This window comes from Pseudanabaena sp. PCC 6802 (genome assembly GCF_000332175.1).
GTDB lineage: Bacteria > Cyanobacteriota > Cyanobacteriia > Pseudanabaenales > Pseudanabaenaceae > PCC-6802.
Window position 1 is genome coordinate 209,672 of record NZ_KB235914.1, and the last position, 10,828, is coordinate 220,499.

A 10,828-nucleotide genomic window follows, 5' to 3' on the forward strand; every position below is an offset into this window, starting at 1 on the left:
TTCTAGATTATCGATTTCTAGGCTACGAGAACTTAGTTTAGATAAAAACTTAGACGAGCGAACTTGAGAACTGTTAAAGTTCTGTAGCAAACGCACTATAATCGACGTGCAATACTGAATGCGTAGCAAATGGACACCTAAAGCCTTATCTTTGTATAGACCCGACAAGATCGCGTTCTTTAAAAGGCTATAGACTTAAATCCTTTGCTTATCAACAAGAATAAGAAACTAAAAACTATACCGATATAAAACATCAGCTTGAGAGCACATTCCCCTAGTTTTCAGAAAAGTTCTTATACATTTACGATTCCTTTACAAATACTACTTCATATCCCTTAATAAGTATACCCAATAAATATTAAGTTTTGTAAACCGACTTAAAGGCTTACAGCAATAGGGTTTGTGGCATCTAGCTCATTGCTCATACGCTCCACGTATACCTGAATTAAGGTATTAGTCCTTACTTGTACTGATAGCTGTTCGGCTCTCTAGTTGGACATTTTGTGGGATACCAACCTCAATTTATTCATGATATCCAGCATGATATCTAAAGCGATTTAAGTTAAAAATATGTTGGTAAATATTTTCCGCTCTGCCTGGATTTCCCTTTTATATAGCGGTTTTCAGATCGGAAAGAGTAGGGGGGTGGGGCAATACCCCCAAGAAGGGGTTCCACCCCTTCACCCCAAAAGTAAAACCCGTTCTCAAGTGAACCCCGCTATATAACTACTGGATATAGACATGAAAAGATCGTTGCTCATTCTATAGCAATAGCCAAGAGTCTTAGGATGGGGTGCATGGGTTCCACCGCTGCGTGGAGGCCGTGCACCCACACCCCCTGTCCTAACAGATTTGTCTATGGCTATAAAAGTACTAATAAATGATATGCAGTGTGGCTCTGCTAACTCGACTGGTGAGTTTTTTGGCTGGTTGACTGACAAAACTTTTTGTTTGGCGGTTGTAGGTGCGAAGCGGCTGCTCGAAGAGTAACCACAGCTACAAAAACGAAATCCGCCGGCGCGGATTGTCAAAACTCCTGGTGAATATAGTCTGCGTAAGCTGCAAGCAAAGGGATTAGCAAAGCGGGATTTGGTATTTCAGCAATTGTAATAGATCGCGAAAGTAATGAATATGTTTCTGCCCCGATCGCTGTTTGGAACCCCTTAGCCGCGAGATGCAACAAGAGAATCTTTTTCCCCATCGATCGATTTTGTCAGTAAGGTCGCGCCCAAGCTCACAAGACCGATCGCAAACAAAACTGCCCCCATCTCCGTAACTAAATTACCGAGCGCGCCCTGGCTAAAAAACAAAGCGCCTGCCCAAAATGTCGGCGCGCCGACGGCTAGGCATATCCCCCCTAACATTGGCATAGATAGCAATCTGACCGCAGCGATCCCATAAAGAACGAAACCTAGAGAGAATGCAAGCACGGTCAGGAAAAAGACGATGCGGAAAACCAGCACGGGAGTTTCCATCGAGATTTCTTCGATCTGAGCGATAAAGTCCGGTGCGTGCTTTGCCAGGTACGGCACCACAAACGAGTCCCAAACAGCGATGGGTAGGGAAAGAACCGTGCCGAGGAAAGCCAGATAATAGCCGACTTTGGGCAGCAGTCCCCGTGCGGCGATAAACGCCTGATACAGCGGCAAGAAACTGCAAATAATCAGCAAATAGGAAATCAGCCACGTCGCGTGTACGGGAACCCAGATGTCTTCCAGCGCGCCCTGCGGGGTGTTAGCGGGATGGAAAAACATAAAGCCCCCGAATAGCAGACCCGCCGCGATCGACAAGATGCCGCTCGATCTGAGATTTGGAGATGCCATCGCTTATACCGTTATTACATTTGAGTGGGAACGATCTAGATTACGCCAGCGCGATCGCATCGGATTTATTTTGGTATAGCGGTTTTCAGATCGAAAAGAGTAGCAGATCGGCAAAGCCCTAAAACTCCAGGGCAAAGTCCTTGCGCGTAATTGGTTGCTGGATCTCTAAGCCTTCGCCACCAAGATAAGTAAGCGGTTTACCCTCGACGGAAAGGAACAGCTTGGCATCGGGATCGAGGCTAGTAGAAGTATAGAGAACCTGAACTACACGACCAATGACGCTGGCACTGCCGCCGCCAGAGGTGAACTCTTTAGACAGGTTCAATTGGATATTTTTATCTTTAATCGTAAAGTCGAGTACTTTGGTACCAGTGGGAATGGCGCTATAGAATCCTGGTTGTTTAGTTGGTTCCGCCATCATGGTCGCAAGTGCCGTCTTTAGGGCTGTTTCCGTATTAGCTGTCTTTACAGGCATTGGCACGGCAACAAAACGCTTTTCTTTGGACTCAATCCAGTAGATAGTTACCCGTTGTTCGGGAATTGGGGAGATTGTAGGAGTTGGTTGAATTGTGGCAGATGGTTCGTTTGCGATCTTATTGTTGTAGAGCAATGCAGCAGTACTGCCACCAGCGATCGCGGCGGCGACTACTAAACCAAACCAAACTTTTTTTTGTAATACAGGTATTCTCATAATTTCTCCTCACTTAAGATGCGGTATCTAGGGGAAATCACCTTAAGTCAGTGTTTCTTATACCACCATTTTATGCCTTCACATCCGATGGCGAACAGCTTAACCGCCAAAATTGTAGCGAGATCGCTAAAATAGCACCGCTAAATATTGACTTGGACTTGATTAAGTTTGTTGCGCGGTTGATTGATTATAGCCAACAGGCTCAGGACGGGGTGCAGCGATGCGTTACGGCTATAGCTATAGCCAATAGGCTTAGGACGGTGTGCAGGGGTTCCACCCCTGCGTGGGGGCGCAGCCCCCACACCCCCTGTCCTAACAGATTCTGTCTACGTCTATACATCCTACGATTGGGACATTAATTTAACCGTAATTCACTTACATTTACTGGCTGGTATATAAAACTTTAACTTTCTTAATAGCCCTGACGAAATAAGTATTAGAAGGTATTAGCAGGTCGGCATTACATCTGGAGGCAGTTACCGATGTGAACTCGATCGGTTACGATCTTTATATTAGTGTTTCTACGTGTACATAACAGGTGCTAGATACTCTTCGCACTGATTTTCAGGTTATTTTCGAGCGAGACCCCGCTGCTCGCAACTGGCTAGAGGTTATTTTCTGCTATCCAGGGCTACAGGCATTGTGGCTGTATCGCTTTGCTCACCGATTGCATCGTTTGCACTTGCCCTTGATCCCCCGCTTAATTTCGCAAATTGCCAGGTTTCTAACTGGTATAGAAATCCACCCCGGCGCGGTAATTGGCAAAGGGGCATTTATCGATCACGGTATGGGTGTCGTGATCGGCGAAACAGCCATTATTGGGGAATATGTTTTGCTGTATCAGGGTACTACCCTCGGTGGTACGGGTAAAGAAACTGGCAAGCGACATCCTACGCTTGGAGATAACGTTGTTGTCGGTGCGGGGGCAAAGGTGTTGGGCAACATTCAAATTGGCAGTAACGTTCGCATTGGGGCAGGCTCTGTAGTGCTCAAGGACGTGCCGCCGGATTCCACTGTAGTTGGCGTACCGGGTCGCATAGTGCATCGTCAGAACGTTGCCAGCTCGCCGCTCGACCACTGTGGAGTCCCCGACCCCGAAGGCGATGCGATCAAATTGCTTCTAAAGCGCGTCGAGCAGTTGGAAACGCAAATCCAGCAGCATAGCTCTCAGCTTGCTAATACATGTATTATTGACTCTAGCTGGCTGAGGGATGTTCGTCCCAAACATCTCAGCAGTGCTGATGGTAATAAAAGCCTGCACAGCGACGAGTTTGTTGAAGGTGCAGGAATCTAAAAGTAGGCGATCGAACGATTATGACTCAACAGGTTAAGGCAAAATCTAATTCCGCTGTATCAATTGCTAGAAGGCTGTTTTTGCTAGCTGGCGCGGCAGCAACCCTCACAGCTTGTGCCACCGGGGAGCAATCTTCCCAGCCTGGCGCTACCACTCCTACGACCGCACAAAAGAGTCGCTTTGATGTCGTGCAGGCTAGGGGCAAGCTGATATGTGGCGTGAGCGGTGAAGTACCCGGCTTTAGCTTTGTGGATAAGAGCGGTAAGTATTCTGGCATTGATGTGGATATTTGTCGGGCGATCGCTTCGGCGCTATTTGATAACCCCGATGCCGTGGAATATCGCAATCTGACCGCAAAAGAGCGCTTTACTGCTTTGCAAACCGGCGAGATCGATATCCTCAGTCGCAACACCACCTGGACGGCCAGTCGCGATACATCAAATGGTTTTGAGTTTGCCCCCGTTGTTTTCTATGACGGGCAGGGTATGATGGTGCGCAAAGATAGCGGTTTTAAGACCCTCGCTGATATGAAGGGTGCGTCTATCTGCGCCCAGATCGGTACGACTACAGAGCTTAACCTCGCCGATCAGATGCGGAAGCTGAACGTCGAGTACAAACCCGTAACTTTTGAAGATATCAACGCTACTTTCGCTGCCTATCAAGCTGGCCGCTGTACTGGGGTCACCGCCGATCGCTCTGCCCTGATTGCGCGGCGATCGCTCTTACCCAAGCCCGAAGATCACGTCATCTTAGATAATTTGCTTTCTCAAGAACCCCTGGCTCCTGCGGTTTTGAATGGCGACTCTAAATGGTCGGATACCGTGAAATGGATTGTTTTCTCTACAATCAATGCCGAGCAATTGGGGATTACCTCAAAGAACCTGGACGAGCAAGCAAAAAGTACTAATGCTGAAGTCAAGCGTTTCCTGGGTGTCGAAGGCGATCTGGGCAAGGGTATGGGGCTGAGTAATGATTTTGCGGCGCGTGTAGTCAAGCATGTTGGCAACTATAGCGAAATTTACGATCGCAATTTAGGCCCAACTACCAAATTCAATTTGCCACGCGGTTTGAACAAACTCGCTAAAGATGGCGGTATTATGTATTCACCCCCATTCCGCTAAGGTAATTCCTGCGAGAAAATGTACCGATAATTTCTAGGGGCAGTGCCTTCTGCCCTGAGGTTTAGGGCGAACACAAGGGATTGCCTCTGCGGGTATTCGATCTACGAAAAACCTCCTGAGGAAATTCCCAAATGAGCACCGCAACTAATAATCTAAAAGCATGGTGGAGTTGGCGCATGGCTGCCCAACTCGTTTTTTTAGTTCTGCTGGCGATCCTGGCGGCGATCGTTTGGCGAAATTTGGGTAGTAATTTACAGCAGCGAGGAATTACGCTGGACTTTGGATTTCTCAACTCCCAGGCTTCGTTTAATATCCGAGAAGCTCCCATTGACTTCAAACCTACTGACACTTACTGGCGAGCTTTGATCGTGGGGTTGCTCAATTCGTTCAAGGTGATGGCGATCGCGATCGTATCTGCCACTTTTGTAGGGATTGGTATCGGCGTAGCGCGCTTGTCTAATAACTGGTTGCTGCGGCAAGTTGGACTTGTCTATGTGGAAGTCTTACGGAATACGCCATTACTCCTGCAATTGTTCTTTTGGTATGCGGCGGTATTTCTATCTCTGCCTAAGCCACCGGACAGCATAGATGTATGGGGGATAGCAAGTTTTAATAACGAAGGTGTGAGCGTTCCCATCTTGCAAATGAGCGTGTCATCCGAGTTTTGCGCCCTGGTCATCGGGCTGACTCTATATTCAGCCGCATTTATTGCAGAGATCGTGCGCGGTGGCATCTTGGCAATTGCGAAAGGGCAATGGGAAGCCGCTAAAGCCCTTGGGCTAAAACCTGGTACCACTCTGCGACTGATTATTTTCCCCCAAGCTATGCGCGTGATTATTCCGCCTTTGACCAGTCAGTATTTGAATATTGCCAAAAACTCTAGCCTGGCGATCGCAGTCGGATATGAAGACATCTACGCAATCTCGTCTACAACCTTCAATCAAACGGGCAGACCCGTACAAATAGTTTTGCTCTTAATGGCTACCTACTTAACTATTAGCCTGATTATTTCCTTAGTCATGAACCTGATTAATCGCCGAGTCCAGATTAGAGAACGGTAGAAAATTCAAACCCATGGGCAATATTTAAATAAATCTACCATGCCTATTCACCCAACCCAGCAATGAAGTTTGAAACTAAACCTGTATTCAAGTCAAAGTTGCGATCGCTGTTAATTTTTCCATTTGTCCTGCAAATCTTTGCGATCGTTGGGTTAGTGATGTATCTTTCTTACAGGAGCGGGCAACAAGCTGTAAGAGATTTGACCGATCGCTTAGAAGAAGCGGTGGCGAGTCGAATCGAAAAAGAAGTAGTTAGTTTTATGGAGAAGCCTAAGTTAGTTAACCAGGTGCTGCTCTCCAGCGTCTACAATGGGAATTTGAACGTAGAAGACCCCTCAGCTTTAGAAAAGTTCTTCTTCAACCAGATTAAAAGTCACGGCATCGTGCCATATCTTTTTTATATAAACAAAGACGGTGACTTTATTGCCGTTCAGAAGCTAGATAACGGTCAATTCATCACTAAAGTAAAGGATCGATCGACTGGGAAAAATAGGAATATATATCAGCTTGACGAGCAAGGTCGTCGAGTTAAGCTAGTAGCGAGCCTTGAGTTCGATCCACAGGAATATTTATCACTAGCACAGCCTGACAGATTGCCAAAGCAAAGATTTGAACCATTAGCCTGGAGTGAAGTTTCCCTATCTTCTAACGCTTTAGCCCTAGAAATTAAAACTTCAGTTCCTGTATACAGCAAAGCAGGAGCAGTACAGGGTGTGATGGGGGTTGAGCTTTTCCTTTCGCAAATTAGTAATTTTCTTCATCAAATCAAAGTTAGCCAGTCAGGCCAGGCTTTCATTATCGAACGTTCTGGTGAAATAATTGCGAGTTCGACCTCGGAGTTACCTTACAGGCAAAAAGAAAATATCCAAATTCGACTTCTAGCTACAGAAAGCCGCGATTCTGTAACGCAGGCAACAGCAAAGCATTTACTCCAAAGGTTCGGCGATCTCAAACAAATTACTTCCGAGCAAAGCTTTACTTTTACTATTGATGGTAACCCATATCTTGTGCGCTTGGAACTGCTGAAAGACGCGTACGGACTAGATTGGTTGACAGTCGTGGTCATCCCAGAGGCTGATTTCATGGGATATATCAATGACAACATCCGCAATACTTTTCTTTTATGTCTTCTGGCTTTATTTGGGGCGATCGCCTTAGGTAGCTATACTTCCCTCTGGCTTACCCGGCCAATTCAGAAATTAAAAGATGCCAGCCATGCGATCGCCGCTGGAAATTTCGACCAGAATGTGAAATTAAATCGGCAGGATGAGTTAGGTGAATTATCTGAGTCGTTCAACACCATGGCTAACCAACTGCAAACATCCTTTAGTGCATTGCAATCTCTCAATACAGTACTCAGTGAGAAAGAAAAACAACTGGAATTTTATAACGAAACCCTGGAGCAACAAGTCCAAGAGCGTACTCAAAAGCTCTACGAGACTATGGACGAGCTTAAGTCAATGCAAGAAGAAATCGTCCAAGCGGAGAAAATGTCGGCATTGGGACACCTGGTGGCAGGAATCGCTCATGAAATCAATACTCCACTGGGAGCAATTAAAGCTTCGATTAGCAATATTACCAGTGCTCTAGCACAATCCCTGCAAGAATTACCACCATTAATTCAAACGCTCTCTCACGAACGACTGGTAGAGTTTTTTACTCTCTTAGATTTAGCCCGACACCCGCAAACAATGCTTTCGTCGCGTGAGGAGCGCCAACTAAGGCGATCGCTAAAACAAAACCTCCAGGAGCAAGGCTTAGCCAATGCGGATGCCCTGGCAGATCCCTTAAGTAAAATGGGTATCCAGGCTCCAATAGATCCGATTTTGCCCCTGCTACAGGATGCCAATGCTCCTGCAATTTTAGATACGGCTTATCATCTCTCGTCAGTTCAAAGTAACAGTCAGAATATTCAGCTAGCTGTAGAAAGGGCTGCGAGAATTGTGTACGCGCTCAAAAACTACGTGCGCCAGGATATGTCCGGTACTCCGGTCAGTGCCTCTGTCCCTGAGAGCATCGATCTGGTATTGCCCCTATATCAAAATCAAATTAAACGCGGTGTTGAAGTCACCAGAACCTATCAGGACGTACCGCCAATTATGTGCTATCCCGAAGAACTCTCCCAGGTGTGGTCAAATCTAATTAGTAACGCCATCCAGGCAATGGACTATAAAGGTGAATTGGCGATCGCTGTTTCCCAAGCGGACGAGCAGATCGTCGTGCAATTCAGAGACAGCGGGTCTGGCATTCCAAAGTCGATTCAAGCTCAAATTTTTCAACCTTTCTTTACAACCAAGCCCATTGGCGAGGGTAGTGGTCTGGGCTTAAGCATTGTCCGCAAAATTATAGACAGACATCATGGTAGTATCGTGGTTACAAGTAAACCCGGCAATACAACCTTTATGGTGTCGTTACCGCTAAATTTTCAGCTTTTAACGCCCCTAGATGTTAAATAATGCTGAGTGCTGGGTATAGTCAACAAAAGCGTTCTCAGACCCCTTCCTTCCTTTTCCCTTTTGACTGGAGGCTAAGCGAGCGAGGCTTTTGTGAGCTTTCCCATGAAAGTTTTCACGAACATCTTACCCGATCGCGTCATATGAATGTAGCAAGAGCAATTTTGTGCGTAGATGATGAGCGCATCGTGCTGATTAGTCTGCGAGATCAAATTTTTAAGCATTTTGGCGATCGCTACCAATGTGAAGTAGCTGAAAGTGCTGGCGAAGCTTGGGAAGTCATAGAGGAGTTACGTGCGGATGGCATTAAGCTGCTAGTTATTGTCTCCGACTGGTTGATGCCTGGGATAAAAGGCGATGAGTTCTTAATTCAAGTACGGGAGCGGTTACCTGACGTTATGACGGTATTACTCACAGGCCATGCTGATGAAGCGGCAATTGAGCGAGCTTACCAATTTGCCAATCTCCACGCCTACATAGCTAAACCCTGGACAGAAGAAACCCTTATAGGCATTATCCAATCTGGTCTGGAGAAATTTCATGTCTAAGGTAACGATTATCTGCGTTGATGACGAACGCACTGTACTAACGAGCCTGCGCGACCAATTGAGACGAGTTCTGGGTCATGACTACGACATCGAAACTGCGGAGAGCGGTGAAGAAGCCCTAAATTTATTTGACGAGCTAGCGCAAAACCTGGTTGAAGTGGCACTGGTGATTTGCGACCAGACCATGCCTGATATGAGCGGTGTAGAATTTCTCTGTCACCTGCATCTTCTCTACCCCAAAACCCTCAAAATTCTCTTAACTGGTTCGATCGGTCTCAATGATATCGTGCAATTGATAAACCACGCCAACCTCTACCGCTATATAGCCAAACCCTGGGATGAATCCGATCTGACCCTAACAGTCAAGGAGGCACTGCGGCGGTTCGCGCAGGAGCAACAGCTTGCCGAACAAAACCGCGTCCTCCAACAAATGAACTTAGAACTTCAGCGCGAGATAAGCGATCGCCGCCGAGTAGAAGCGCAACTGGCTCACGATGCTCTCCATGACGCTTTAACGAGGTTACCAAATCGCACCTTATTCCTAGAACGCCTGGGACAGGTACTGCAAACCGCTCGCACCAATCCAGACTACCAATTTGCGGTGCTATTTATCGATCTCGATCGCTTCAAAATTATTAATGACAGTTTGGGGCACATGGTAGGCGATCGGTTTCTGATCGAGATTACCCAACGCCTGCATCAGTGTCTGCGCACCCATGATATGGTATCTCGACTCGGAGGGGATGAATTTACAGTCCTGCTCGAACATATCCACGCACCGACCGAAGCCACTCAAGTGGCAGAACGCATTTTGGCAGCTTTATGCCATCGTTTGAACCTGGAGGGGCATACCTTATTCCCCAGCGCCAGTATAGGTATCGTGATCGGTTCCCAGGCATATCAAAATGCGACCGATTTATTGCGGAATGCCGATCTTGCCATGTACGAGGCGAAAAAGACAGGTAGATCCTGTTATGCTCTGTTTACCAACGATCTGCATACCCGTACTTTCAAAGTATTGCAACTAGAAGGCGACCTGCGGCAGGCACTGACTCAGCAAGAATTTCAACTCCACTATCAACCGATCGTATCCCTAAAAACAAACAAGCTCATTGGTTTTGAAGCGCTGGTGCGCTGGCAGCATCCAGCGCGAGGGTTTATTCCGCCCAACGAGTTTATCGCACTGGCAGAAGAGACCGGCTTCATCATTCCATTAGGGGAATGGGTACTGCATGAAGCCTGTCGTCAAATGCATGCATGGCACCATGCATTTCCAACTCGGGCAGATTTGCTCGTTAGCGTTAACCTTTCTGGCAAGCAATTGCGCGATCCGAGGTTGATTGAATGTATCGATCGCGTGCTGGCAGCAACAGGACTGGATGGCAGGTTCTTAAAACTAGAACTCACCGAGAGCATGCTGGTTGACGATGTAGAAATGGTGCTCCAGACGTTAGAAAACATCTGTGACAGAAATATTCAACTCAGCATTGATGACTTTGGCACGGGATATTCCTCATTAAGCTATTTACCCAGATTCCCAATTGACACACTCAAAATAGATCGCTCCTTTGTCAGTCGGATGGCGGACGATTCTGAAAATCTAGAGATCGTGCGAGCGATCGCCTCGCTGGCTCAAAGCATCGAAATGGATGTCATTGCGGAAGGGATTGAGACCGTCGAGCAGTTAGAGCAATTGAGAATGCTGGGCTGTGGATTTGGACAGGGATATCTTTTCTCTCGTCCTTTAGATAGTCAGGCCGCCGAGCAACAAATCTTGGGAACCGCTCGGTTTGCGATCGCTAGTTAGATCGTAGAGAGCACCAGGTTGCGCGACAGC

Annotated in this window: 10 protein-coding genes; 8 read left to right on the forward strand and 2 right to left on the reverse strand. The window is 46.9% G+C overall.

Annotated elements, in window-relative coordinates; translation table 11 throughout:
• Window positions 1–858: 858 nt before the first annotated feature.
• Window positions 859–990: a hypothetical protein gene (locus tag PSE6802_RS35245; RefSeq protein WP_263970318.1), complete on the forward strand. Its 132-nt coding sequence runs from the start codon at window positions 859–861 to the stop codon at window positions 988–990.
• Window positions 991–1,163: 173 nt separating this feature from the next.
• On the opposite strand, the gene PSE6802_RS0106250 is transcribed toward PSE6802_RS35245, so the two are convergent.
• Window positions 1,164–1,823 (reverse strand): hypothetical protein, encoded by a 660-nt coding sequence (locus PSE6802_RS0106250; RefSeq protein ID WP_051050563.1) that lies wholly within the window; start codon window positions 1,821–1,823, stop codon window positions 1,164–1,166.
• On the opposite strand from PSE6802_RS0106250, the gene PSE6802_RS35250 reads away from it, so the two are divergent.
• Complete coding sequence (locus PSE6802_RS35250; RefSeq protein ID WP_263970319.1) at window positions 1,817–1,945, forward strand: hypothetical protein; 129 nt, start codon at window positions 1,817–1,819, stop codon at window positions 1,943–1,945. The genes PSE6802_RS0106250 and PSE6802_RS35250 overlap by 7 nt on opposite strands.
• On the opposite strand, the gene PSE6802_RS0106260 is transcribed toward PSE6802_RS35250, so the two are convergent.
• The gene (locus tag PSE6802_RS0106260; protein ID WP_019499193.1) at window positions 1,942–2,514 is read right to left on the reverse strand and encodes a GerMN domain-containing protein; all 573 of its coding nucleotides are present in this window, start codon (window positions 2,512–2,514) and stop codon (window positions 1,942–1,944) included. The two genes, PSE6802_RS35250 and PSE6802_RS0106260, sit on opposite strands and share 4 nt — an antisense overlap.
• Window positions 2,515–3,052: 538 nt before the next feature.
• Here PSE6802_RS0106260 and cysE point away from each other — a divergent pair.
• The 6 genes from cysE to PSE6802_RS0106290 all read left to right on the forward strand — a co-directional run bounded on the left by cysE (window position 3,053) and on the right by PSE6802_RS0106290 (window position 10,798).
• Window positions 3,053–3,808 carry a serine O-acetyltransferase gene (gene cysE, locus PSE6802_RS0106265; protein WP_019499194.1) on the forward strand — a complete coding sequence of 252 codons (756 nt, stop codon included), beginning with the start codon at window positions 3,053–3,055 and terminating at the stop codon, window positions 3,806–3,808.
• 20 nt (window positions 3,809–3,828) lie between these two features.
• Complete coding sequence (locus PSE6802_RS0106270) at window positions 3,829–4,929, forward strand: amino acid ABC transporter substrate-binding protein (RefSeq protein ID WP_019499195.1); 1,101 nt, start codon at window positions 3,829–3,831, stop codon at window positions 4,927–4,929.
• 131 nt (window positions 4,930–5,060) lie between these two features.
• Window positions 5,061–5,990, forward strand: a complete 930-nt coding sequence (locus PSE6802_RS0106275; RefSeq protein ID WP_019499196.1) for an amino acid ABC transporter permease — start codon at window positions 5,061–5,063, stop codon at window positions 5,988–5,990.
• A gap of 62 nt (window positions 5,991–6,052) precedes the next feature.
• Window positions 6,053–8,446, forward strand: coding sequence for a HAMP domain-containing sensor histidine kinase (locus PSE6802_RS28030; RefSeq protein WP_019499197.1), 2,394 nt, complete (start codon window positions 6,053–6,055; stop codon window positions 8,444–8,446).
• Between the two features lie 140 nt (window positions 8,447–8,586).
• Window positions 8,587–8,991, forward strand: a complete 405-nt coding sequence (locus tag PSE6802_RS0106285) for a response regulator (protein ID WP_019499198.1) — start codon at window positions 8,587–8,589, stop codon at window positions 8,989–8,991.
• Window positions 8,984–10,798, forward strand: a complete 1,815-nt coding sequence (locus PSE6802_RS0106290) for a putative bifunctional diguanylate cyclase/phosphodiesterase (RefSeq protein WP_019499199.1) — start codon at window positions 8,984–8,986, stop codon at window positions 10,796–10,798. The genes PSE6802_RS0106285 and PSE6802_RS0106290 overlap by 8 nt, the downstream gene beginning before the upstream one ends.
• Window positions 10,799–10,828 lie beyond the last annotated feature (30 nt).

Bases quoted from the DNA above. Each gene is read 5' to 3' on its own strand.
- PSE6802_RS0106275 (WP_019499196.1), top strand. From the start codon at position 5,061: ATGAGCACCGCAACTAATAATCTAAAAGCATGGTGGAGTTGGCGCATG.
- PSE6802_RS0106290 (WP_019499199.1), top strand. From the start codon at position 8,984: ATGTCTAAGGTAACGATTATCTGCGTTGATGACGAACGCACTGTACTA.
- PSE6802_RS35245 (WP_263970318.1), top strand. From the start codon at position 859: ATGGCTATAAAAGTACTAATAAATGATATGCAGTGTGGCTCTGCTAAC.
- PSE6802_RS0106250 (WP_051050563.1), bottom strand. From the start codon at position 1,823: ATGGCATCTCCAAATCTCAGATCGAGCGGCATCTTGTCGATCGCGGCG.
- PSE6802_RS0106270 (WP_019499195.1), top strand. From the start codon at position 3,829: ATGACTCAACAGGTTAAGGCAAAATCTAATTCCGCTGTATCAATTGCT.
- PSE6802_RS28030 (WP_019499197.1), top strand. From the start codon at position 6,053: ATGAAGTTTGAAACTAAACCTGTATTCAAGTCAAAGTTGCGATCGCTG.
- PSE6802_RS0106285 (WP_019499198.1), top strand. From the start codon at position 8,587: ATGAATGTAGCAAGAGCAATTTTGTGCGTAGATGATGAGCGCATCGTG.
- PSE6802_RS0106260 (WP_019499193.1), bottom strand. From the start codon at position 2,514: ATGAGAATACCTGTATTACAAAAAAAAGTTTGGTTTGGTTTAGTAGTC.
- PSE6802_RS35250 (WP_263970319.1), top strand. From the start codon at position 1,817: ATGCCATCGCTTATACCGTTATTACATTTGAGTGGGAACGATCTAGAT.